This window comes from Pseudomonas bubulae, assembly GCF_037023725.1.
GTDB classification, from domain to species: Bacteria; Pseudomonadota; Gammaproteobacteria; order Pseudomonadales; family Pseudomonadaceae; genus Aquipseudomonas; species Aquipseudomonas bubulae.
Map to the genome: position 1 here is coordinate 2,026,495 of NZ_CP146077.1, position 23,820 is coordinate 2,050,314.

General features: G+C 58.2%; 20 protein-coding genes and 6 tRNA genes. 18 read left to right on the forward strand and 8 right to left on the reverse strand.

Going from position 1 to position 23,820, the window contains the following annotated elements; all coding sequences use genetic code 11:
• Positions 1-19: 19 nt before the first annotated feature.
• The 8 genes from cobU to V6L81_RS09455 all read left to right on the forward strand — a co-directional run bounded on the left by cobU (position 20) and on the right by V6L81_RS09455 (position 5,387).
• The gene (gene cobU / locus V6L81_RS09420; RefSeq protein ID WP_095024311.1) at positions 20-541 is read left to right on the forward strand and encodes a bifunctional adenosylcobinamide kinase/adenosylcobinamide-phosphate guanylyltransferase; all 522 of its coding nucleotides are present in this window, start codon (positions 20-22) and stop codon (positions 539-541) included.
• Positions 538-1,593, forward strand: coding sequence for a nicotinate-nucleotide--dimethylbenzimidazole phosphoribosyltransferase (gene cobT, locus V6L81_RS09425; protein WP_095003090.1), 1,056 nt, complete (start codon positions 538-540; stop codon positions 1,591-1,593). Before cobU ends, cobT begins: the two co-directional genes overlap by 4 nt.
• On the forward strand, positions 1,590-2,168 hold the full coding sequence (gene cobC, locus V6L81_RS09430) for an alpha-ribazole phosphatase family protein (RefSeq protein WP_338660634.1): 579 nt from the start codon (positions 1,590-1,592) through the stop codon (positions 2,166-2,168). Before cobT ends, cobC begins: the two co-directional genes overlap by 4 nt.
• Positions 2,168-2,899 carry an adenosylcobinamide-GDP ribazoletransferase gene (locus tag V6L81_RS09435; protein WP_095020937.1) on the forward strand — a complete coding sequence of 244 codons (732 nt, stop codon included), beginning with the start codon at positions 2,168-2,170 and terminating at the stop codon, positions 2,897-2,899. The genes cobC and V6L81_RS09435 overlap by 1 nt, the downstream gene beginning before the upstream one ends.
• 88 nt (positions 2,900-2,987) lie before the next feature.
• Positions 2,988-3,401, forward strand: coding sequence for a MarR family winged helix-turn-helix transcriptional regulator (locus V6L81_RS09440; protein WP_095003093.1), 414 nt, complete (start codon positions 2,988-2,990; stop codon positions 3,399-3,401).
• 52 nt (positions 3,402-3,453) lie between these two features.
• Positions 3,454-4,662 carry an MFS transporter gene (locus V6L81_RS09445; protein WP_095003094.1) on the forward strand — a complete coding sequence of 403 codons (1,209 nt, stop codon included), beginning with the start codon at positions 3,454-3,456 and terminating at the stop codon, positions 4,660-4,662.
• Positions 4,659-4,781 carry a hypothetical protein gene (locus V6L81_RS09450; protein WP_254925250.1) on the forward strand — a complete coding sequence of 41 codons (123 nt, stop codon included), beginning with the start codon at positions 4,659-4,661 and terminating at the stop codon, positions 4,779-4,781. Before V6L81_RS09445 ends, V6L81_RS09450 begins: the two co-directional genes overlap by 4 nt.
• A gap of 54 nt (positions 4,782-4,835) precedes the next feature.
• Entirely contained in the window at positions 4,836-5,387 is a 552-nt protein-coding gene (locus V6L81_RS09455) for a glutathione peroxidase (RefSeq protein WP_165446506.1), read from the forward strand.
• Between the two features lie 86 nt (positions 5,388-5,473).
• Here V6L81_RS09455 and V6L81_RS09460 read toward each other — a convergent pair whose 3' ends face one another.
• The 3 genes from V6L81_RS09460 to V6L81_RS09470 all read right to left on the reverse strand — a co-directional run bounded on the left by V6L81_RS09460 (position 5,474) and on the right by V6L81_RS09470 (position 7,892).
• Positions 5,474-6,775, reverse strand: coding sequence for an OmpP1/FadL family transporter (locus V6L81_RS09460; protein WP_095003096.1), 1,302 nt, complete (start codon positions 6,773-6,775; stop codon positions 5,474-5,476).
• 146 nt (positions 6,776-6,921) lie between these two features.
• Positions 6,922-7,401, reverse strand: a complete 480-nt coding sequence (locus V6L81_RS09465) for a hypothetical protein (protein ID WP_338660635.1) — start codon at positions 7,399-7,401, stop codon at positions 6,922-6,924.
• Between the two features lie 266 nt (positions 7,402-7,667).
• Positions 7,668-7,892, reverse strand: a complete 225-nt coding sequence (locus V6L81_RS09470) for a hypothetical protein (protein ID WP_019407963.1) — start codon at positions 7,890-7,892, stop codon at positions 7,668-7,670.
• Between the two features lie 972 nt (positions 7,893-8,864).
• Between V6L81_RS09470 and V6L81_RS09475 the strand changes: the two genes are divergently transcribed.
• Entirely contained in the window at positions 8,865-9,188 is a 324-nt protein-coding gene (locus V6L81_RS09475; protein ID WP_095003098.1) for a hypothetical protein, read from the forward strand.
• A gap of 172 nt (positions 9,189-9,360) precedes the next feature.
• A complete protein-coding gene (rmuC, locus tag V6L81_RS09480) occupies positions 9,361-10,725 on the forward strand; it encodes a DNA recombination protein RmuC (RefSeq protein WP_165446514.1) in 1,365 nt (454 codons plus the stop codon).
• Positions 10,726-10,838: 113 nt separating this feature from the next.
• On the opposite strand, the gene V6L81_RS09485 is transcribed toward rmuC, so the two are convergent.
• Positions 10,839-14,309, reverse strand: a complete 3,471-nt coding sequence (locus V6L81_RS09485) for a PAS domain-containing hybrid sensor histidine kinase/response regulator (protein WP_095003100.1) — start codon at positions 14,307-14,309, stop codon at positions 10,839-10,841.
• Positions 14,310-14,550: 241 nt separating this feature from the next.
• Between V6L81_RS09485 and V6L81_RS09490 the strand changes: the two genes are divergently transcribed.
• Positions 14,551-15,702, forward strand: a complete 1,152-nt coding sequence (locus V6L81_RS09490) for a TDT family transporter (RefSeq protein WP_095003101.1) — start codon at positions 14,551-14,553, stop codon at positions 15,700-15,702.
• A gap of 115 nt (positions 15,703-15,817) precedes the next feature.
• Entirely contained in the window at positions 15,818-17,692 is a 1,875-nt protein-coding gene (locus V6L81_RS09495; RefSeq protein ID WP_095039251.1) for an MFS transporter, read from the forward strand.
• 96 nt (positions 17,693-17,788) lie between these two features.
• Here V6L81_RS09495 and sugE read toward each other — a convergent pair whose 3' ends face one another.
• The 3 genes from sugE to rdgC all read right to left on the reverse strand — a co-directional run bounded on the left by sugE (position 17,789) and on the right by rdgC (position 20,240).
• On the reverse strand, positions 17,789-18,103 hold the full coding sequence (gene sugE, locus V6L81_RS09500) for a quaternary ammonium compound efflux SMR transporter SugE (RefSeq protein WP_095003103.1): 315 nt from the start codon (positions 18,101-18,103) through the stop codon (positions 17,789-17,791).
• Between the two features lie 118 nt (positions 18,104-18,221).
• Positions 18,222-19,187, reverse strand: a complete 966-nt coding sequence (locus tag V6L81_RS09505) for a bile acid:sodium symporter family protein (RefSeq protein WP_095003104.1) — start codon at positions 19,185-19,187, stop codon at positions 18,222-18,224.
• A gap of 132 nt (positions 19,188-19,319) precedes the next feature.
• Positions 19,320-20,240, reverse strand: a complete 921-nt coding sequence (rdgC, locus tag V6L81_RS09510) for a recombination-associated protein RdgC (protein ID WP_088379231.1) — start codon at positions 20,238-20,240, stop codon at positions 19,320-19,322.
• Positions 20,241-20,400: 160 nt separating this feature from the next.
• On the opposite strand from rdgC, the gene V6L81_RS09515 reads away from it, so the two are divergent.
• From V6L81_RS09515 to V6L81_RS09540, 6 genes are all read left to right on the forward strand, one after another.
• Positions 20,401-20,476: transfer RNA gene (locus V6L81_RS09515), tRNA-Val, on the forward strand.
• Positions 20,477-20,495: 19 nt separating this feature from the next.
• Positions 20,496-20,572: transfer RNA gene (locus V6L81_RS09520), tRNA-Asp, on the forward strand.
• Between the two features lie 218 nt (positions 20,573-20,790).
• A tRNA-Val gene (locus tag V6L81_RS09525) sits at positions 20,791-20,866 on the forward strand.
• A 19-nt stretch (positions 20,867-20,885) separates the two neighbouring features.
• A tRNA-Asp gene (locus V6L81_RS09530) sits at positions 20,886-20,962 on the forward strand.
• 166 nt (positions 20,963-21,128) lie between these two features.
• Positions 21,129-21,204: transfer RNA gene (locus tag V6L81_RS09535), tRNA-Val, on the forward strand.
• Between the two features lie 19 nt (positions 21,205-21,223).
• A tRNA-Asp gene (locus V6L81_RS09540) sits at positions 21,224-21,300 on the forward strand.
• A gap of 96 nt (positions 21,301-21,396) precedes the next feature.
• Here the strand turns inward: V6L81_RS09540 and V6L81_RS09545 are convergent.
• Positions 21,397-23,802 (reverse strand): TonB-dependent siderophore receptor, encoded by a 2,406-nt coding sequence (locus tag V6L81_RS09545; RefSeq protein ID WP_301448457.1) that lies wholly within the window; start codon positions 23,800-23,802, stop codon positions 21,397-21,399.
• Positions 23,803-23,820 lie beyond the last annotated feature (18 nt).

Consider the following 23,820-nt stretch of genomic DNA (forward strand, 5'->3'; position numbering starts at 1 on the left):
TTTCCAGAGGTTAATTGACATGCTGCAACTGATTTTGGGTGGCGCCCGTTCGGGCAAGAGCCGTCTGGCTGAAAAGCTCGCGGCCGAGTCTGGCTGTGCTGTTACCTATATCGCCACCAGCCAGCCGCTGGACGGCGAGATGAATGAGCGCGTGCGTCATCATCGCGAACGCCGCCCTGAACATTGGGCGCTGATTGAAGAACCGATCGAATTGGCCCGCGTACTGCGCGACAACGCGCGCGCCGATGCTTGCCTGCTGGTTGATTGCCTGACGCTATGGCTAACCAACCTGCTGATGCTTGAAGACCTTCAGCGCCTGAACGCCGAGCGTGATGCGCTGCTGGAATGCCTGGCTGAGCTGCCGGGCGAAATCCTGTTTGTCAGCAACGAAACCGGAATGGGTGTCGTACCGCTGGGCGAATTGACTCGCCGCTATGTCGATGAAGCCGGTTGGTTGCATCAAGCCCTGGCCGAGCGCTGTCAGCGAGTCGTGTTGACAGTGGCTGGCCTGCCCCTGACGTTGAAAGGAACTGCACTATGAGCACCCCCTGGTGGCTGAAGCCCTGCAAACCCGTTGATCGTGACATGCAAGCTGCTGCGGGCGAGCATCAGCAACAACTGACCAAACCCGCGGGCTCGCTAGGTCAACTTGAGGCGCTGGCAGTGCAACTGGCCGGGTTGCAAGGGCGGCTCAAGCCCCGTGTCGATCAACTTTGGATCGGCATTTTCGCCGGCGATCACGGCGTGGTTGCCGAGGGTGTCTCGGCTTATCCGCAGGCGGTGACCGGGCAAATGCTGCATAACTTTGTCAGCGGCGGCGCGGCGATCAGCGTGTTGGCCCGTCAGTTGGGTGCGCAACTGGATGTCGTGGACCTGGGCACGGTCACGCCGATGCTGGAGCTGGCCGGGGTGCGGCACCTGCAGTTGGGTGCGGGTACGGCCAATTTCGTCCAGGCCCCGGCGATGTCTGACAGCCAGGGTTTGAGAGCCCTGCAGGCCGGGCGCGACAGCGTGCTGCGGGCGCAGGCGGCAGGCAGTGAAGTGTTTATTGGCGGTGAAATGGGCATCGGCAACACGGCGTCCGCGAGTGCGGTGGCCAGTGCGTTGCTCGCTTGTCCGGCTTCGCTGTTGACCGGGCCGGGCACTGGCCTGGATGCGGCGGGAGTGAGCCACAAGGCACGGGTGATTGAGCGGGCGCTGGCGTTTCACGAGGGGCATCTCGATGATCCGCTGCAGACCCTGTTTCGTCTGGGTGGCTTTGAAATTGCAGCCCTGGTCGGTGCTTATGTGGCCTGCGCTCAGGAGGGGATTGTAGCGGTGGTCGATGGCTTTATCTGCACCGTTGCGGCCATGGTCGCCGTGCGCCTGAATCCACAGTGTCGTGAGTGGCTGGTGTTCAGCCACCGCGGGGCAGAGCAGGGCCATCGTCATGTGCTCGAGAGCCTGCAGGCCGAGCCATTGCTTGATCTGGGATTGCGCCTGGGCGAGGGCAGCGGTGCTGCGCTGGCGGTGCCGTTGATGCGTCTGGCCTGCGACCTGCACGGGCAGATGGCGACGTTTGCCCAAGCCGCAGTGGCAGATCGCCCGGCATGACCGTACAGCTGGATTTGCTGCGTCATGGCGAAACCGAGCTGGGAGGCGGTTTGCGCGGCAGCCTGGACGACGCCTTGACGGCTCTGGGCTGGACGCAAATGCGTGATGCGGTCCAGGGCAAAGGGCCGTGGGATCGTATCGTCAGCTCGCCGTTGCAGCGTTGTGCATTGTTTGCCCGGGAGTTGAGCGTGCAGCTCGATATTCCCGTGTCTTTCGACAAAGATCTGCAAGAGCTGCATTTTGGTGCGTGGGAAGGGCGCAGTGCTGCGGCGCTGATGGAAACCGACGAGCAGGCCCTGGGCTTGTTCTGGGCTGACCCCTATGCTTTTACTCCGCCCGAGGGTGAGCCAGTGCTGGCGTTTTCGGCGCGTGTGCTGTCTGCCGTCAGCCGTTTGCAGCAGCAGTTCGCCGGTGAGCGGCTGCTCGTGGTGTGCCATGGCGGGGTGATGAAACTGTTGCTGGCCCGGGCCCGTGGCTTGCCCCGTGAGCATCTGTTGCAAGTGCCTGTGGGCCACGGCGCGCTCATTGGTTTGCGGGTCTGTGCGGATGATCAGTTGCTCGAGGTCGGCGAGTGATGTTGCCGTTCTGGATTGCCCTGCAGTTTTTAAGCAGCTTGCCGATTCGCTTGCCCGGGATGCCCCAGCCTCAAGAACTGGGGCGCTCTTTGTTGTTTTACCCACTGGTGGGATTGTTGTTCGGCCTGCTGCTGTACGGCGTTAGCGGGCTGTTGTCCGATGCGCCGTTGATGTTGCACGCCGCCTTGTTGCTGACCCTTTGGGTGTTGCTCAGTGGCGGTTTGCATCTGGACGGCCTGGCTGATAGTGCAGATGCCTGGTTAGGCGGTTTTGGTGATCGTGAGCGTACGCTGACCATCATGAAAGATCCGCGCAGCGGGCCGATTGCGGTGGTTGTGTTGATTCTGGTGCTGTTGCTCAAGTTTTGCGCGCTGCTGGCGTTGCTTGAGCAGGGCAACGGTACTGCCTTGCTGATTGTCCCTTTGATCGGGCGCAGTGCTTTGCTGGCAGTATTCCTGACTACGCCCTATGTGCGCGCGGGTGGCTTGGGGCAGGCGCTGGCTGATCATCTGCCACGCAAGGCAGGCTGGTGGGTGCTGGGGCTTAGTGCCCTGGTTTGTGTACTGTTGGTCGGTTATTCGGGGTGGTGGGCGCTTGGCCTGGCAGCGCTGGGGTTCGTTTGGTTGCGCAGGGTGATGATCCGTCGTTTGGGCGGCACTACCGGTGATACCGCCGGGGCGCTGCTGGAACTGCTCGAAGTGCTGGTGCTGGTAGGATTGGCGCTGATCTGACGGTGCACGTGCCCGCTCCCACAAAAAACCGGGCGGGTGGCGTTACATAAATCTTGATTGTCTTTTATTGCGGGTATATACATACAAAATGTTACCAACCCAGTGTTTATGTACCAATCTGCGACGTGCTGCACGTGGCGTGAGCAGGCATTACGACGGCGCTCTCGATGGCTTCGGGATCAACGTCGCCCAGTATTCCTTGCTGTGCAATCTCAAGCGGCTCGATCAACCGAGCATTTCCACCCTGGCAGAAGCCATGGGGCTGGATCGCAGTACCTTGGGGCGTAATGTGCGGGTGCTTGAGGGCGCCGGGTTGCTGAAGATGACTGAGGGCGCAGACCAGCGTAACCGGCTGGTGTGCCTGACTCGGGCAGGTGAGGACTGCCTTGCGGCTGCCTTGCCGGCCTGGGAGGCCGCCCAGCAGCGCTTGATGGACCGTTTGGGCGAAACCAGGCGTGCGCAGCTGTTGCAACTGTTGGATGAGCTGGCGGGTAAAGACTGAAACTCAGTCGTTGGACTTTAAATGGGTATATACCCGCTTCCGGAGAATAATAATGACAACGGTGTGGCGCAACAGCGCTTGGGTTCTTCTTGGCAGTGCGCTCATTCTGGCATTGTCGTTGGGTGTCAGGCATGGCTTCGGGTTGTTTCTGCCGCCCATGAGCGCGCAGTTTGGCTGGGGGCGCGAGGTGTTTGCATTTGCCATCGCCCTGCAAAATCTGATCTGGGGCTTGGCACAGCCCTTTACCGGGGCGTTGGCTGATCGCTTTGGCGCGGCGAAAGTGGTGATCGTTGGCGGCGTGCTGTATGCCGTAGGGCTGTTGCTGATGGGGTTGGCAGACTCACCGCTGTCGCTGTCGTTGAGTGCGGGGTTGCTGATTGGTATCGGCCTGTCGGGCACATCGTTCTCGGTAATTCTGGGGGTGGTTGGCCGTGCCCTGCCTGCAGAAAAACGCAGCATGGGCATGGGCATCGCCAGTGCCGCAGGGTCTTTCGGTCAATTTGCCATGTTACCCGGCACCCTGGGCCTTATTGGCTGGCTCGGCTGGTCGACGGCGCTTTTGGTGTTGGGCGTACTGGTAGCGATGATTGTGCCATTAGTGGGCATGCTCAAGGATCGTCCGCTGCCAAGCCTGGGCGGTGAGCAAACCCTCAGGGAGGCCCTGCGTGAGGCCTGCTCGCATTCGGGCTTCTGGCTGCTGGCGTTGGGTTTTTTTGTTTGCGGCTTTCAGGTGGTGTTTATCGGTGTCCACCTGCCAGCCTATCTGGTGGATCAGCATTTGCCGGCGACAGTTGGCACCACGGTGCTGGCGCTGATCGGTCTGTTTAATATCTTCGGTACTTACACGGCTGGCTGGCTCGGCGGGCGCATGTCCAAGCCGCGCTTGCTGACGGCCTTGTACCTGGCGCGGGCGGTAGTGATCGTATTGTTTTTGTGGGCGCCGATCACACAACTCAGCGCTTACCTGTTTGGCATGGCCATGGGCTTTTTGTGGTTGTCGACGGTACCGCTGACCAATGGCACGGTGGCGACCCTGTTTGGCGTGCGTAACCTGTCGATGCTGGGCGGGATCGTATTTCTCTTCCATCAGCTGGGGGCTTTTCTGGGCGGCTGGCTGGGTGGCGTGGTCTATGATCAGACAGGCAGCTATGATCTGATCTGGCAAGTCTCGATTTTGTTGAGCCTGTTGGCGGCTGCCTTGAACTGGCCCGTGCGCGAGCGCCCGGTGGCCCGTTTGCAGGCGCAAGGGAGTTTAGGATGAGTGCAAGCTGGATCTGGTTGGGTGCAGTCAGTGCCGGTGCCTTGTTGCTGGCTCTTGTCTGGTGGGGCTGGCATCAGGGTGGGCTGGCCTTGATGCAGTTGGGTATGGGTGCTTGCTAGTGTAGCGGCGGATGAGTAAGTTCTGAGCTTGCCTCTTTCTCAAGGACACCGATGATGCTTAAGCGCTGGATTGCGATGCCTGTATTGCTGTTGGCCTGCGCCGGTTCGGTCTGGGCGGCGGATTGCCCGCCTTTACTGGAGGGCTCGTTGCCCAAGTTGCGGGCCAAGGAATCGATTGATCTGTGCCAGCGCTTTGCCGGTAAACCGCTGTTGATCGTCAATACCGCGAGTTTTTGCGGATTTGCTCCGCAGTTCAAGGGGCTTGAGGCGTTGAACCAGCGCTACAAGGGCCAGGGGCTGGAGCTGATCGGCGTGCCTTCAGACGACTTCAAGCAAGAGGCCAAGGATGGTGAGGAGACGGCAAAGGTCTGCTACGTCAATTACGGCGTGACCTTTACCATGATCGATCCTCAGCATGTGCGCGGGCCTGATGCCGCGCACCTGTTCAAGGTACTGGCCGAGCAGAGTAACGCGCCGAAGTGGAACTTCTACAAGTATGTGGTGGATCGCCAGGGCAATGTGATTGCCAGCTTCTCCAGTTTAACCAAGCCCGACAGTCCTGAATTGATCGAGGCCATCGACAAGGCCATTGCTTCAAGGCCTTGAATCGAAGCCATTAAAAATCCCCGCCTCGGTAACGAGAGCGGGGATTTTTTTGATTCAGCTGGCGAGGGGATTACCCTCGCGGAGAATCAGAACTTGTAGGTTGCACCTACAGCAAAACCGTTAGCACTGTTTTCATATTTGGAGCTGTAGTAACTACCGATCTGAGGTTTGGCGTCATCAACCTTGACGGACTCTTCCTTGAGGTAGGAATAAGCCACGTCAATGTTCAGGTTGTCATTGACGGCATAACCGGCACCCAAGCTGAAAATTGTACGGTCGCCGGTAGGGATACGTGGCGAGCGATTTTCATTGTTGGTAGGCGACTGGTCCCAGGTCAGACCGGTACGCAGTACCCACTGCTTGTTCAACTGGTACGAAGTACCGATGGCGTATGCCCAGGTATCGTGCCAGTTCTGCTCTTCCTTGATGGTGCTGAACAGTGCGGGCGATGCGGCGCCGCCGGCAGCGGCAGTTACGCCTTCGTTCTCTACGGTGATGTCTTTCAGGCGGCTCCAGCGAGTCCAGGTAGTACCTGCATAAACCTTCCACGCGTCATTGATTTCTTGTGTAACCGACAGGTCCCAGGATTCAGGGGTGTCGATTTTCAGCGAGGCGTCATAACGGTTGCTTTTCAGGCGGGCAGCCGTGAACGGGTCGCTGCTGGCCGTGACGTTAGTGTGGCCTTCGAGCTTGTATTTAACCTTGGAGTGGTAAGTCAAACCAACGCGAGTGGTATCGGTAGCCTGTACCAATACACCAACGTTAAAGCCCAGAGCGGTATCGTCGCCCTTGATTTTTACATTGCTGTCGCCTGCCCCGGCCAGTGGGTTCGGGGTCAGTCTGACTTCGGACTCGAGTGTACCGGCGATGCGGTTAATGGTCGGGCCAAAGCCGATCGATACCTTGTCGTTGAATGCATAGCTGACGGTAGGTTGCAGGGTTACAACTTTTACTTCGCTTTTGCTGCCGAAGCCGCGGCCCTGGAAGCTGCTTTCGTAGTCGGTCACAAGGCCGAACGGAGCATAAACACCGAAGCCTACGGCCCACTCGTCATTGAGCTTGTTGGTGTAAAAGCCCATAGGGACGGCAGTAAATGGAACCATGTCGCCTTTATTGGTACCCGAGATGCTGCCACGGGCATCCTTGATATCGGTCGAAGCATCAATAACAGCGATACCGCCTGTTACTTGCTGGCCGCTGAGGCGGGACATACCGGCAGGGTTACCGAAAACGGTACTTGCATCGTCGGCAGAAGATGAACGACCTGCGAAGCCGGTCCCCATACCGCTGACGCTTTGTTCGTTGAGTGCGAAGCCGCTAGCGAAAATCTGGCTGGAAGCCAAAGTGACGGCGAGGCCAAGTGTGGTCTTGAGCATTACTTTTTTCATTATTAGAACTCCTTATGATCACCGGACGAAAACTACCAACATTTTTGTGGTTGCGCTATAGGCTAAATCGAAGAAGATAGCGATGTTTTGTAGGACAATCCGACCGGTTTTAAATCATTTACACGTTGTTATAGTAGGTGGGAATCTCAAGCAATCTGGTTGAGAGGTGAGACGCAGCTGTGCCAGGCGTGGGCAAAATCGCGCAAACGTCCATGTGGTTCAAAGGCTTGGCGCCAGATCCTTGCCATGCCCAATAAATCGTCAGCCGCGGGGACAACGACTTTGTGTTGCTCTATCAACAGCCAGGCAATGGCGGTGGCGTAGCGCAAATTAACCGTGAGCTCGATATGAGGGCTGCACAAAAACGCATGCTGACTGGCCAGCCCGCGAACCAGGCTCGCCAGATCCGGGTCGTGGGCCAGGTATTGGTCCCACAGGTCCGCATGGCGTATCTCACGTATGCAATAAAGGCCGTGACCGTGGCGATCGTGCAGGGCCGAGCCCAGGTGCGACTGGCTGACCGCAATACCTAGCAACAAAGCTTCTGCATCCGGGTTGTCTTGCCCCAGATACAGAAGCGTTGGCCGGATCACGTAATGGCTCAACTCTCTGGCAGCGATACCCATAAAGTCCTCGAGGCCTGAAAATGACCAGCGAGGCCCATGCGCTTGGCAGCAGTGGATCGGAAGGGGTCGCTGGAAGCGGATCATGCCGCTTGAGTTGAAGTGTAGTGTCAGATTCTCGCTGTAAAGTTATGTTTTTAAAACATTTAAAGCTTCGGTCAGCGGGCTATATATCCGCAAGTAATTAAACAATGCCGGATATTTCTTAAAGTGCAGGCAATAAAAAGCCCTGCTAATCAGGCAGGGCTTGATGTGTAGCGCTCAAGCTGTCAGGCAATCAGGGCCTGACGGGTACGCTCGATCACAGCTTGCAGAGGTTCTGCGCTGGAATACTGGTCGGGGTACAGGCGTTCGCTGTGACGGGCAATACCGTGTTCGTTGACCAGGGTGAAACTGAAGCATCCTTTGCGAGCGGCCATAATCAGGCAGTTCATTGGGGCAAAGGCGTTGGTTAGGGTGCGAATGGCATCCTGAGTATGGATTTGAGTAGACATAGTTATTAGGTGTTCCTACAAATGACACGGAATCTGATCCGTGCTGCGTTAAAACGTTCCAGTGACGTCGAGCCATTCTTTGGCTGGACGAAGAACCTGACTGGAACAAAGCCGCCAGTTGGAGCGCATTAAGTATGTGGCGCTTGGGCTGGCAGGTAGGTACTTAGGAGGGCAGGCAGTCACAACAGGAGCTAAGGTTCCGTGCTCCGGGTGAAGATCCTGATCAATTTGCAGGTTGGTTCGGTCAGAGTAAAAGAACTTCGCGATACCCTGTGCGTTTGTGCAGAGGCCGTATCGTCGCAAGATTTACCTGGAAACCATCGAGGGGGTCGATCCCGTTTGTTCAGCTTACGTTCGCTTTTTGCGAGGTGCTGGAGGGATTTGTTCGGCCCGAATTGACTTTCAGCTTGGTACTAACGCTGCGGATACTAACGGGTTGAATTTTTAAACGCAAGTATGCTAGCAAAAATACTTTATGTGGCCATGCCGCAACCTCAGGTTGGCGTGTGGCGCTGACTAGTACATTTCAGCGGTTTCGCCAGTAGCGCGGTGTGTGTGTTCTGTCGGCAACAAGCCCCTTGAATGAAGCGCCGCAGCGGTGCGTCAGCGTGCAAGCCGTGCCCGGTAAAGGCCCGATTTTTTGCTCTGAATGTGAGCTTGTGCACATTAACAGTGCTGGTGGCAAAATCAGCGCAGATACCCGTGTTTTGCTCTTGCTAGCCTGCCTTGTAAATTTAAGTCAATGAAAAACATCGTTTTTTTTAATTGGTGAAAAAATCGACAGTTTGACCTGAGGCCGCGCGGGGTGGGCGTTTGCGGGGGTTAAAGCAAGGTTGTCCACTGACTTATCCACAGGATCTGTGGATTGTCCAAAGCGCTTGCTCTAGATCAAGGGTATCGACTTTTTTGGGCTTTACCCGGACGAAAAAAGGAGTAGAGTGGCGCGCCTTCTGTTCTGCCCTACAGTGTCGTATGAAGTTCCGCACCGCTACTTCCTCTGTTGCTCGTCCCAATACATCCACTGAAGCACCCAAACGCTTTTCTTTGCGGGTCGCGATCTGGCTGCTGGATAACCCGCGCCTGAGCGCCAGCCCCAGCGTCAAACACGTTGCCGGTCATTTGCTCAAGCAACCTGCCCGCCAGGGCGTGGTGCTGGCGCAAAGCCGTTTGGGCCAGTTGATGTGCCGTGAATGCGGCAGCGCCCGCGATCAGCGCATTGGCCACGAACTGTTGCGTCAGGCCGCTCGCGCCGGTGATCGTCTGGCCCAGCAGGAATTGAACAAGACCCAAGACTGAGCTGTCTTCGGCGCGGCCTGTTGGTTAACCTTGTTCTTTTACCTCGTGCGGAGGGTTTATGGCCCTGGATCTAAGCAGCCTGTTGCTTGGCCTGGCAGCAGCGGGCGTGCCGTTGCTGGCGTTAATCTGGCAGTTGCAACGCAAACTCGGCAGCCATCCCGCTGAGCTGGCGTTGCTCAACGAGCGTTTGAATACGGCGCAGTTGGCCCAGGAAGGTCTGGGCGCCCAGCTGGATGCCTGTCGCGACGAGGTCAGTGACCTGGGTCAGGCCAATGCCGCCAAGCAGGCCGAGCTGGCAGCATTGAGCCGCGAAGTAGAGCTCTTGCAGGTGGAGCGCGACAATGGGCGCGACGCCGCCCATGCCTGGAACCTGGAGCGCAACCAGAAAGAAGTCGAACTGCGGCGCCTGGATGCCCATGCGTCTGGGCTGGCTGCAGAGTTGCGTGAACAGCAAGACAGCCATCAGCAACGACTGAACGACCTGCAGGGTTCCCGGGACGAGCTGCGGGCCCAGTTTGCCGAGCTGGCGGGCAAGATCTTTGATGAGCGCGAGCAGCGTTTCGCCGAAACCAGCAATGAGCGCCTCGGGCAGTTGCTCGATCCGCTTAAAGAACGCATTCAGTCGTTTGAAAAGCGCGTCGAAGAAAGCTATCAGCAGGAATCGCGGGAGCGCTTTTCCCTCGGCAAAGAACTGGAGCGCCTGCAACAGTTGAATTTGCGCCTGAGCGATGAGGCGACCAACCTGACTCGCGCCCTCAAAGGCCAGAAGACCCAGGGTAACTGGGGTGAGTTGATTCTGGAGCGGGTGCTGGAGCACGCGGGGCTTGAGAAGGGCCGCGAGTACCAGACTCAGGTCAGCCTCAAGGGGCCGGACGGAGAGCGTTTCCAGCCAGACGTATTGATCATGTTGCCCGGTGACAAGCAGGTGGTGGTCGACTCCAAGGTCAGCCTGACGGCTTATCAGCAATATGTGGGGGCTGACGACGACGTGATCGGGCAGGCGGCGCTCAAGCAGCATGTGCTATCGCTGCGCAATCATGTGAAAGGGTTGGCCAGCAAGGACTACAAGCGTCTGGAGGGGTTGCACAGCCTGGATTTCGTGTTGTTGTTCGTGCCCATCGAAGCGGCTTTTTCGGCGGCGTTGCAGGCCGAGCCCAACTTGTTTCAGGAAGCATTTGATCGTCATATCGTGATCGTCAGCCCAACCACGCTGCTGGCCACCTTGCGGGTAATCGACAGCCTCTGGAAACAGGAGCGCCAAGGCCAGAACGCCCGCGAAATTGCCGAGCGTGCCGGTTGGCTGTACGACAAGTTTGTTTTGTTTATTCAGGATCTGGATGAAGTGGGCAATCGCCTGCAGCAGCTGGACAAGGCCTACAGCTCAGCTCGTAATAAGCTGACGGAAGGCCGCGGCAATCTGGTCAGCCGCAGCGAACAGCTCAAGCTGCTGGGGGCCCGGGCCAGCAAGAGCCTGCCAGCCGACCTGCTGGAGCGGGCCATGACCGACGAAGAGGGTGTCGCCCACCCGGCGGAATAAGCGGTGTGCAAGGCTTTGTGGGGGCGGGCTTGCTGCGATGGCATCAACCAGGCTCTGCAAGTAAACCGAGTTGGCACTATCGCGAGCAAGCCCGCTCCCACAAGGGCGCTCAGCTAGAGCGGCACATGCCTGCTCAGCAGCGCCCGCAGCACGGCGGGCTTGACCGGCTTGGGCAGATACTCAAGACCGGCCGCATGCACCTCGGCGATCATCTCGGGGCGGCCATCGGCGCTGATGACCACGCCCGGTACAGGCTCGCCCAACTGGGCTCTTAGCCAGCGCATCAGCTCTGTCCCGACCTCGCCATCATCCAGATGGTAATCAACCAGTACCAACTGCGGCCGCACGCCTTCATTGAGCAACGCCGCGCATTCTTCGCGGTTGCGCGCTGTCCAGACCTGGCAGCCCCAGCGTGTCAGCAGGCTTTGCATGCCGATCAGGATGCTGTCTTCATTGTCGATACACAGCACTCGGGCGCCTGTTAGCGGTTGGCCATTCTGCTCGGCGACCACCGGCTGCGGTGCGGCCTGGCTCTTTGCCATCGGCACGCGCACGCTGAATACGCTGCCAAAGCCGGGCCATGAGCGCACTTGCAGGCTGTGCCCAAGTACGTGGCACAAGCCGTCGGCGATGGCCAGGCCCAGGCCCAGGCCTTTTTCGGCGCGGGTCTGGTGGCTGTCGAGGCGTTTGAATTCTTCAAAAATGACCTGCAGTTTGTCTTCCGGGATGCCCGGGCCACGGTCCCACACCTCAAGGCATAGCTCACTGCCGCGTCGGCGTACGCCCAGCAATACCGGGCCCTTGGCGTAGCGGAAGGCATTGGTGAGGAAATTTTGCAGGATCCGGCGCAGCAGTTTGATATCACTGTTGACCCGCACGCGGCTACCGTGAACCCGGAAGCTCAGGCCCTGTTCCTGGGCCTGTGCAGTGAACTCATTGCCCAGGGTTTCGAACAGGTCATTTATGGCAAAAGGCTTGATGTCGGGCGTGATCTTGCCGTTTTCCAGGCGGGAAATATCCAGCAGGTCGCTGATCAGGTCTTCAGCCGAACGCAGTGAGCTGTCCAGATGCTGCACCAGCTTGCGGGCTTCGGCGCTCAAGCCTTCCTCTTGATGAGAAAGAGCAGACGAGAACAGGCGTGCCGCGTTCATGGGCTGCATCAGGTCATGGCTGACTGCTGCCAGAAAACGGGTTTTCGACTGGCTGGCTGTTTCAGCCACGCCTTTGGCTTCGGTTAACGCCTGATTCAACTGCGACAGTTCAAAGGTGCGCTCGGCAACACGTTGCTCCAGGCCTTCATTGGCTTCGGTCAGGGCCTGTTCAGCTTCGCGGAACGCGGTGATGTCGGTGAAGCTCATGACGAAACCGCCGCCGGGCATCGGATTGCCGATCAGCTCGATGACGCGGCCATTGGGGAACAGGCGCTCGGAGGTATGCGCCCGACCCTGGCGCATCCAGTGCAGGCGCCGGGCCACATGCACTTCGGCTTCGCCGGGGCCGCACAGGCCGCGTTCAGCGTTGTGGCGGATAATGTCAGCAATCGGGCGCCCCACGCTGATCAACCCCTCCGGGTAGTCGAACAATTCCAGATAACGTCGGTTCCAGGCCACCAGCTTAAGTGACTGGTCGACCACGCTGATGCCCTGGGTGATGTTTTCAATGGCGCCCTGGAGCAAGGCGCGGTTGAACTGCAGTACTTCGGACGCTTCGTCGGCAATCCGCACCACGTCTTCCAGCTGCATTTCCCGGCCTTCAATCGCCGCTTTTACTACCGCACGGGTAGAGGACGCGCCGAGCACACCGGCCAGTAGCCGTTCGGTGTGGGCGATCCATTCGCCATTGGCGTTCTGGTTAGGGTTAAAGCCCTTGCCCTGACGGTAGGCGAAGCGAATAAAGCTCTGGTGCGCGCGTTCTTCGCCGACAAAGCGTGCGGCGAGGGCCAGCAGGTCATTGATCTGTACCGACAGCATCGAACGACCGCTGGGGTGGCTGCTCAGCTCCTGGCCGATAAAACGTCCGGCCTGCCAGTGTTCTGACACGCGGGTTCGCGACAGCACCGAAACCCAGGCAAACAGGGTGAAGTTGCCTGCCAGTGACAGCACTACACCCTGTGTCAGCGGGGTGATCGAAAGGCCCAGCGGGTTACTGTGCAGCCACGCCAGCCCAGGGAAGTGGCTCAGGTGCCAGCCAAAGCTGTGGGCGATGATCGGCAGTACCAGGGTGTAAAACCAGATAAAGGTGCCCGTCGCCAGTCCGGCGAAAACCCCCCGGCGGTTGGCCTGCTTCCAGTACAGGGCGCCGAGCATGGCCGGCGCCAGTTGGGTGACGGCAGCGAAGGCAATCTGGCCAATGGTGGCCAGGCTGGCGGTCGAGCCCAGCAGGCGGTAGCTGACATAGGCCAGCAGCAGAATCACCACAATCGACACGCGCCGCACCGAAAGCATCCAGTGGCGGAACACCTCGAACGGGCGCTCGGCGTTTTTGTGGCGCAACAGCCATGGCAGCAGCATGTCGTTGGAAACCATGGTCGACAGCGCCACGCTGGCCACGATGACCATGCCGGTGGCCGCCGATGCACCGCCGATAAAAGCCAGCAAGGCCAGCGCCGGGTGGGCCTGGGCCAGGGGCAGGCTGATCACGAATGAATCCGGTAATACCGAGCTTGGCAGCAACATTTGCCCGGCCAGGGCGATGGGCACTACAAACAGCCCGGCCAGAATCAGATAGGCCGGGAACACCCATTTGGCCAGTTGCAAGTCCTGGGGTTCGATGTTTTCAACCACGGTAACGTGGAACTGACGGGGCAGGCAGATAATCGCCATCATGGCCACGCCAGTCTGGACGATCATCGAGGGCCAATTGACGGTTTCTTTCCAGTACTCCTCAAGCCGCGGTGCGAGCATGGCTTGATTGAACAGATCGTCGAAGCCGTCATACAGCCCATAGGTTACGAAGGCGCCGACGGCGAGAAAGGCGAACAGCTTGACCAGCGACTCAAAGGCAATCGCCAGCACCATGCCGCGGTGGTGCTCGGTGGCATCGAGGTTGCGGGTACCGAAGAGGATGGTGAACAGCGCCAGCACCAGGGTCACGATCAGCGCCGTGTCCTCGACCCTCGAGCCGGTTGCATCGGCGCCGGCGCCGATCAGCAGGTTGACCCCCAGCACAATGCCTTTGAGCTGCAGGGCGATATAGGGCAGTACGCCCACCAAGCAGATCAATGCCACCACAATGGCCAATGACTGGGACTTGCCGTAGCGGGCGGCAATAAAGTCGGCAATCGAGGTGATGTTCTCCTGTTTGCTGATCATCACCATCTTTTGCAGCACCCAGGGCGCGCATACCAGCAGCAGTACCGGCCCCAGGTAAATCGGCAGGAATGCCCAGAGTTGTTCGGCGGCCTGACCAACGGCGCCGAAGAACGTCCAGCTGGTGCAGTACACCGCCAGCGACAGGCTATACACCCACGCGCGAACCCGCGGCGGCAGTGGTTTGCTGCGCCGGTCACCATAAAAGGCAATGGCAAACATAATGGCCATATAGGCCAGGGCAACGGCGGCAATCAGCCCGCTGGACAACGACATGGACGCTCCTGAAGGTATAAGGCCGCAAGCAATCCCGCTTGAGACAGCTAGTCTCGCATGATGTTCGGAGCGCGTCAGTGTCGACCATGGTCTGAGCGCGGCCTGGTGTCGCAGGGTTTGAAGTTGGTCGATATGATCTTATATAGGTGTAGTAGATAACAGTTAGAGAAATTACCCGTTATATAGATATTCGATTTGGTTCTACTCTAATTGCACCTCAAACGAGGCTCAGGAGGAACCCATGACTTGCCCAAACAAAGCCAAAGCCGCTTTTCGGCCATTTAGCCACTTGCAGCACCCTCGCGAAGTGATCCGCCAGTTCACCCCGAACTGGTTTGCCGCGACCATGGGTACGGGGGTTTTGGCCTTGGCCCTGGCTCAATTACCGGTGCATATTCCCGGTGTACATGCCTTTGCCGAAGGGTTGTGGTTGTTCAATATCGGTCTGTTTATTCTATTCAGCGTGCTTTATGGCGCGCGCTGGATGTTGTATTTCGACGAGGCGCAGCGCATTTTCGGGCACTCCACAGTGTCGATGTTCTTTGGCACCATCCCCATGGGCCTGGCCACCATCATCAACGGTTTTCTGGTGTTCGGCGTGCCGCGCTGGGGTGACGGCATGGTGCAGGTGGCCGAAGTGCTGTGGTGGATCGATGTGGCCATGGCGCTGGGCTGTGGCGTGCTGATCCCCTACCTGATGTTTACCCGTCAGGATCACAGCATCGACCAGATGACTGCTGTCTGGCTGCTGCCGGTGGTGGCCGCTGAGGTTGCGGCAGCCAGTGGCGGTCTCTTGGCACCGTATCTGAGCGATACCGTCACGCAGTTTCATGTGCTGATTACCAGCTATGTACTGTGGGCGTTTTCGGTGCCGGTGGCATTCAGCATCCTGACCATTTTGATCCTGCGCATGGCGCTGCATAAACTGCCCCACGAGAGCATGGCTGCATCCAGCTGGCTGGCGTTAGGCCCTATCGGTACGGGTGCACTGGGCCTGCTGTTGCTGGGTGCCGATGCCCCGGAAATTTTTGCGGCCAATGGCCTGGCACGAATCGGTGAGATTGTCGAAGGTCTGGGCCTGATCAGCGGGGTGATTCTGTGGGGTGTGGGCTTGTGGTGGATTGTGATGGCGGCATTGATCACTATTCGCTACTTCCGCTCGGGCATCCCGTTCAACCTGGGCTGGTGGGGCTTCACCTTCCCGCTGGGGGTGTACTCGCTGGCCACCCTGCGCCTGGGCAGCATGCTGCACCTGAGCTTCTTTGATGTAGCCGGTTGCATCCTGGTGCTGGCACTGGCGCTGATGTGGCTGTTGGTCGGCAAGCGCACCGTGCAAGGGGCTTATCGCGGCGAGTTGTTTGTCTCGCCCTGCATTGCCGGGTTGAAGAAGTAAAACGTACCCTCGGGTTCTGTGCGCCTTTGCACAGAACCCGAGCAAGGTTGTGCCCTGAGTGTTACAACGGCCCTCCAAAGAGAAAGCCCTTCAGCGCAACGTGAGTACATGGATGATGAGTCACCCCTCGCAATTCAGCTTGCTAGGCAAGCGCCGCTTCCTGCCTTTTTTCGTGACCCAGGCCCTGGGCGCGCTCAATGACAACCTGTTCAAGCAATCGCTGATTCTGGCCATCCTTTATAAGCTCAATATCGAAGGTGACCGGGGTATCTGGGTCAATCTGTGCGCGTTGCTGTTTATCGTGCCTTTTTTCCTGTTCTCGGCCCTGGCCGGTCAGTTTGGTGAAAAGTACGCCAAGGACCGTCTGATTCGTCTGATTAAGCTGGGCGAAATCGCCATCATGGTGGTTGCAGCCATTGGCTTTGCATTCGACCACCTGGCATTGATGCTGGTCGCATTGTTCGCGATGGGCACCCATTCGGCGCTGTTCGGCCCGGTCAAGTACTCGATACTGCCGCAGACCCTGCGGCCAGAAGAGCTGGTGGGTGGTAATGGCCTGGTGGAAATGGGCACTTTTCTGGCGATTCTGGCGGGCACCATTGGCGCCGGGATCATGCTGTCCTCCGGCAATTACACGGTTATCGTTTCGCTGGTGATTATCGCGGTCGCAGTGCTGGGGTACCTGGCCAGTCGCGCCATTCCGTCTGCGCCGGCAGATACGCCGCAGTTGCGGCTGAACTGGAATATTTTCAGCGAATCCTGGGCCACTCTGCGCCTGGGTCTGAATCAGACGCCTGCGGTATCCCGTTCCGTGGTGGGCAATTCGTGGTTCTGGTTTGTTGGTGCGATCTACCTGACGCAGATCCCGGCCTACGCCAAGGACTGGCTGTCTGGCGACGAGACCGTTGTGACGTTGATCCTTACAGTGTTTTCAGTGGGTATCGCACTGGGGTCGTTGTTGTGCGAGAAACTGTCGGGGCGCAAGGTCGAAATTGGGCTGGTGCCCTTTGGTTCGTTTGGCTTGACCGTATTTGGCCTGTTGCTGTGGTGGCATTCGGGGCTGATGCCGCAAAACATCCAGGCCAACGACTGGCTGGGCGTGCTGGGTTTCAGCCAGGCCTGGTGGGTGCTGCTGGATATTCTTGGGCTCGGCGTGTTTGGCGGCTTCTATATAGTGCCGTTGTATGCGCTGATCCAGTCGCGCACCTCGGAGAGCGAGCGGGCGCGGGTGATCGCGGCCAACAATATCCTCAATGCGCTGTTCATGGTGGTGTCGGCACTGGTCACCATCCTGTTGCTCAGCGTGGCCGGGCTGACGATCCCCGAGTTGTTTCTGGTGGTGTCGTTGATGAATATTGCGGTCAACGCCTACATCTTCAAAATCGTGCCTGAATTCAGCATGCGCTTCTTGATCTGGCTGCTGGGCCATTCCATGTACCGCGTGCAGCACAAGCACCTGGAGCTGATCCCGGATGAGGGTGCGGCGTTGTTGGTGTGCAACCATGTGTCATATGTCGATGCATTATTGATAGGCGGCGCGGTACGTCGTCCGATTCGCTTTGTCATGTATTACAAAATTTACGATTTGCCGGTTCTGAACTTTATCTTTCGTACTGCGGGGACCATTCCCATTGCCGGTCGGGGGGAAGATGAAGCAATCCATGATCAGGCATTCGACAGGATTGCCCGCTATCTGGCTGACGGCGAACTGGTGTGCATCTTCCCTGAGGGCAAGCTCACCACGGACGGACAGATCGACGAGTTCAAGGCGGGGGTGATGCGGATTCTGGAGCGCACGCCGGTGCCGGTGATTCCGATGGCGTTGCAGGGGCTGTGGGGCAGTTTTTTCAGTCGCGATCCGCACAAGGGCTTTTTCCATCGCCTATGGTCGCGGGTGACGCTGGTTGCCGGTGCGCCGATAGCGGCTGATGAGGCTACGCAAAAGCTGTTGCGTGAGCGGGTGATGGCGTTGCGCGGGGCTGTGCAGTAAATCAAAAACACTGTGGGAGCGAGCCTGCTCGCGAAGGGGGACTTGAATACCAGGTCGGCCCAATCGCGAGCAAGCCCGCTCCCACAGTTTTTCGTGCTATGTGCTGACTTTAAGGCCCACCAGGCCGGCAATGATCAGGGCAACACTGGCCAGCCGGAACAATGCCATGGATTCACCAAACAGGATGATCCCGGCAATCACCGTGCCCACCGCGCCAACGCCCGTCCAGATGGCGTAGGCAGTGCCCAGCGGCAGTTCTTTCATGGCCAGGCCCAGCAAGCCAAGGCTGATGATCATGGCGCCTACAGTCAGGGCCGTCGGCAACGGGCGGCTGAAACCGTCGGTGTACTTAAGGCCTACAGCCCAGCCAACTTCAAACAGGCCGGCGAAAAACAGAATGATCCAGGACATGGTCTTCTCCATCAACTGATGGGGTCGTCCCCGGAATAATCACTCGATGAGTCGCGAGGTCGTCCTCGCAGTGCGCAGTATATTGCACATGATTATTCCCGCAGGCAACCCCGATTTTTCACTCAATAGCAGCCTTGGCTGCTGCCAGGCGATCTTCTTTTTCGCTCATGCGCCGGAAATAGGTCGACAGCAGCGCTCCCGAAATATTGTGCCAAACGCTGAACAGCGCACTGGGCACGGCCGCCAACGGCGAGAAGTGGGCGCTGGCCAGAGCCGCGCCCAGCCCCGAGTTCTGCATGCCGACTTCCAGGGCCAGGGATTTACGCTGGGCCAGGGGCAATTTGAACAGACGGCCGGTAAAGTAGCCGAGCAAATAGCCGAAACTATTGTGCAGTATCACCACGGCCATAATCAGCAAGCCGGACTTTGCGATTTGCGCCTGACTGGCCGCCACCACGGCGGCGACGATAATCACGATGCTGACCACTGACACCAGCGGCAGCACATCGACGGCAAAGCGCACCCGTGCGCCAAGCAGGCGCTGGGCCAGTACGCCGAGCACAATCGGTAGCAGCACAACCTGCAGGATCGACCAGAACAGCTCCATAAACGAAACCGGCAGCCAGGCCGACGCCAGCAGCCAGATCAGGGCCGGGGTCAACAAGGGGGCGAGGAGGGTGGTTACGGCGGCAATCGCCACCGACAGCGCCAGATCGCCCCGGGCCAGCCAGGTCATGACATTGGACGAGGTGCCGCTTGGGCAGCAACCGACCAGGATCACCCCAACGGCGATTTCCGGTGGCAGGTGGAACACCTGGCAAAGCAACCACGCCACGCCGGGCATGATCACGAAATGTGCAACCACACCCAGCGCCACACGCCAGGGGTGACGGGCGACTTCGGCGAAGTCATCGAGTTTGAGGGTCAGGCCCATGCCGAACATCACCACGCCAAGCAGCGGCACGATGTAGCCTTTAAGGCCAACAAACCAGGCTGGCTCAAGAAACGCCAGCACGGCAAAAATCAGAACCCAGTAAGCAAAGGTATTACCGACAAAGCGGCTTAAGGCAGCAAGTGCGCGCATGGTGGTCCTTATTGTGGTTGTTCTGGTGGATATGATTGTGGGAGCGAGCCTGCTCGCGAAGATCTCGTGAGCGCCGTGGCGCTACTTTCGCGAGCAGGCTCGCTCCCACAAAAAAACGATTGCAGCGGGTGTTTAGATGCCCTGTGGGATCTCTTCGCCGCCCAGTGCTTCAAACAGCTGTGGCAAGAACTCGCCGAAGGTCAGCATCATCAGGGTGAAGCTGGCGTCCTGCTGGCCCAGATCGTCATCACCGCCGTCCTGTTCGGCCTGGTCTTGCAGCAGGTCTTCGAATTTCAGGCGTTTGACCACCAGTTTGTCGTCCAGTACGAACGACAGTTTGTCCTGCCAGGCCAGCGACAGCTGGGTTACGACTTTGCCAGTGCTCAAGTGCAGCTGGATTTCGTCGCTGGTCAGGTCCTGGCGCTTGCAGCGGATGATGCCGCCATCTTCATGGGTGTCGCGCAGCTCGCATTCGTCGAGGACAAAGAAGTTGTCGGCGGCTTTCTGGGTCTTGACCCATTCCGTCATCACCGCACTTGGTGCAACCTTGACTGCCAGTGGGCGAACCGGCAGCGAGCCGATCACTTCACGCAGGGTGGACAGTAAATCCTCGGCGCGTTTCGGGCTGGAGGCGTTGACCAGGATCAGGCCCTGTTTTGGCGCGATGGCGGCAAAGGTGGCGGAGCGGCGGATAAAGGCGCGGGGCAGAAACGCCTGGATGATTTCATCCTTGAGCTGATCGCGTTCCTTTTTGTAGACCTTGCGCATTTGCTCGGCCTCGATCTCTTCGACCTTCTCCTTTAATGCATCACGCACCACGCTGCTCGGCAGGATGCGCTCTTCTTTGCGGGCGGCAATCAGCAGGAAGTCCTGGCTGACGTGAACCAGCGGGGCGTCTTCGCCTTTGCCGAACGGGGCAACGAAACCGTAGGTGGCTACTTCCTGGCTTGAACACGGGCGGGCCAGTTTGGTGGCCAGTGCAGTTTCCAGCACCTGTGCATCAAATGGCAGATCTTGGGTCAGGCGATAGATAAGCAGGTTTTTGAACCACATGGGGTGAATCACTCCTATATACAAAGACGCATTATTCGCTTGATAACCTTAATAGGCCAACCCTGCGCTAAGCCTTTGTAGTGCTTGGGAAAATTATTTTAAAAAGTACTTGCCAGACTATAAGTCGCTCCGTAGAATGCGCGCCACACCGAGAGTGAAAGGGTGATTAGCTCAGCTGGGAGAGCATCTGCCTTACAAGCAGAGGGTCGGCGGTTCGATCCCGTCATCACCCACCATTCGCTCACAGTGTTACGCGCAGCGGTAGTTCAGTCGGTTAGAATACCGGCCTGTCACGCCGGGGGTCGCGGGTTCGAGTCCCGTCCGCTGCGCCATTTTTGTTGCCATAAGCCCCTTGAACGCTTGTGGTTGGGATAAGCCTGATAAATGCAGGTTTACCCGAAAGGCTTCGGTTTGGCAGTTCGCTGCGAAATCAAAGATGCAGGGCGATGGAAACGGATGTTTTTACAAGGTTTTGAAAAAAACCAAATAAAAACAACCACTTACACAAATAGTGTGAGAGAATGCGCCCCGCAACGAAAGCGAAGTACAAGGGTGATTAGCTCAGCTGGGAGAGCATCTGCCTTACAAGCAGAGGGTCGGCGGTTCGATCCCGTCATCACCCACCACTTGCTTTCAATGTTACGCGCAGCGGTAGTTCAGTCGGTTAGAATACCGGCCTGTCACGCCGGGGGTCGCGGGTTCGAGTCCCGTCCGCTGCGCCATATTCTGAACACAAGCCCCTTGAACGCTTGTGATCAACAAAAAGCCTGCCTTGTGCAGGCTTTTTTGTGTATGCATGTTTTCTTTGATTGATAAAAAATTCAAATAAAACAACCACTTACGCAAATAGTGTGAGAGAATGCGCCCCGCAACGAAAGTGAAGTACAAGGGTGATTAGCTCAGCTGGGAGAGCATCTGCCTTACAAGCAGAGGGTCGGCGGTTCGATCCCGTCATCACCCACCACTTGCTTTCAATGTTACGCGCAGCGGTAGTTCAGTCGGTTAGAATACCGGCCTGTCACGCCGGGGGTCGCGGGTTCGAGTCCCGTCCGCTGCGCCATATTCTGAACACAGGCCCCTTGAACGCTTGTGATCAACAAAAAAGCCTGCTTAGTGCAGGCTTTTTTGTGCGCGGGTGTTTTGTGGTGTGTGGGGTTTAGAAATCCCAGCGCGTGGTCACCATCACATTGCGAGGGTCACCGTAGTACGACGAGTTATAAAAACCGATATTGGTGTAATACGACTTGTCGAATGCGTTGTTCAGATTGACCGTGGCCGACAGGTTTTTCGAAATCTGATAGCGCGCCATCAGATCAACCAGCCAGTATGGGTCCTGGGAGAATTTTTCCACGGTGCCGCCCTTGTTCCAATTGGTCAGCATCTGCCAGCCGGTGCTCTGCCAGCGAACGCCGCCGCCCAGGGTCAGTTTGTCCAGATCGCCGGTCAGCTTGTAGCTGGTGTACAGGTTGATCTGGTCTTCCGGTTCCCAGGTCGAGACCTTTGTGCCGCTCTGGTCACGGCTGACCTTGTGGGTGTACCCCGCCTGCAATTGCCAGCCTGGCATCAGTTCACCGGAGATCTCTGCTTCGTAACCCTTGGTCGTGGCCTTGATACCCTTGTAGGCGTAGTCGATGTCCGGGTTGGTCGGATTGCCGTTGTAGGCCATGTCTGCTTCAGGACGGTTGTCCTGATGCACTTCAAAGTAGGCCAGGCTTGAATTCAGGCGGCCATCAAAGAACTCGCCTTTCAGCCCCAGCTCGTAGTTGGTGCCTTCATCCGGCTCAAGCATCTTGTTGTCGCGATCGCGGTAATACGACTGCGGCAGGAAAATCTCTGTGTAGCTGGTATAGGCCGAAATATTGTCATTGATGTCGTAGATCAGGGCTGCGTAGGGCAGCACTTTGCCCGTGTCCTTGGCCTGGCTGGTGCCGGTCAGGGTGTAATTGGCCACCCGGGTGCCCAGCATCAGTTTGAGGTCGTCGGTCAGGCTGAAGCGGCCGGTCACGTAGGTACCGGTCTGGCGTGTTGTTTCATCGTTGTATGAAGTGACATTGCCCCAGTCCGGCTCAAGGCTGTTGCCTTTCCAGTTGTAGTAGTCGTAGGCGTTGTTGACCATATTGGCATTGGTATAGTCCTTGCCAGTCCAGTGCGATTTGGACACCGAACCACCGACGACCAGTTCATGTTCGCGCCCCAGCAGGCTGAACGGACCGGTGGCAAATAGGTCACCGCTGTCGCTGACGTATTCGCCGGTGTATTTGCGGGCGAGCATTTTTGCCAGCCCGGTAGTGGCGTCCGGGTCAAGCAGGGCGCCCAGCGGGGCGTTATAGCCGTTGATCTGGTGGTTGTACTGGCCTTTGACTACCCAGCCGTTGGCAAAGTTGTGTTCCAGGGTTGAGAACACCGTGCGGGTGTATTGCTCCCAACTGCTCCATTTGGCGCCATTGTTGAATGAGCGCGGGGTGCTGATCCGGTCACCTTTGGAATTGAACAGTGATGCGCTGCCTGACCAGCTGGAACCTTTGGGGTTGTTGTCCTGATAATCGGCACCCAGGGTCAGCAGGGTGTCGGGGCTCAGATCCACTTCAAGAATGCCGTAGTAAACCTCGCTGTCACGCTTGTAGTGATCCATGAATGAGTGCTTGTCCTGGTAAGCCGCCACGGCCCGACCACGCACATTGCCGCTCTCGGTTAATGGCCCGCTGACATCGATTTCGGAGCGGTAGTTTTCCCAGGAGCCTGCGCCCACATCGATATGGGCCTTGAATTCGCGGGTCGGTTTTTTGCGCACCATATTGATGGTACCGCCCGGTCCGCCAGCGCCGGTGAGCAGGCCGGTTGCGCCTTTCAGGATTTCGACCCGGTCATAGATGGCGGTGTCAGTCAGGGTGTGCCCGGCCGAGTACTGCGGGTCCTGCAAGATGGGGATGCCGTCGTACTGGAAGTTCTTGATCGCAAAACCACGGGAGTAATAGCTGGTGCGATCACTGTCATAGGTGGCCACGGTGATGCCGGGAGTGTGGCGCATCACGTCATCGATGGAGTTCATGCCGAAATCGTCCATGGCCTGGCGGGTCACCACGGAAATGGACTGGGGGGTTTCCCTTGGCGTCAGCACCATGCGTGTTGCTGTCGCGATGGAGCCGGGGGTGTAGGAACCGGTGCCTTCGGTGATAGTCCCGAGCTGGTTGGCGCTGACCTGGGTGGCGCCCAACTCCAGTGCGCCGCCTGCCGCGGGCAGGGCGTCGAGCCTGTAGCCGTTGGCGCCTTTGACCATGGTATAGCCGCTGCCCCGCAACAAGGCTTCGAATCCGTCATGTTCGTTGTAGGCACCCTGCAGGCCCGGAGTCGACAGGCCTTCCAGGTTGCTCGACTGAAAAATGATCGCCACGCCGGCTTGTTGCGCGAAGCGGTTCAGTGCGTTGCTCAGCGGGCCTGCGGGTATGTCGTAGCTCTGTACGGCTGCAGTTTGTGCCTGGGCAGTGGCGGCGTATGCCACGCCAGCCGCCGACGCAACGATCAAGTGAATCGCCAGCGCAAGGGGTTTGTAGGAGGTCAGCATGGAAGACGTAGTCCTTTA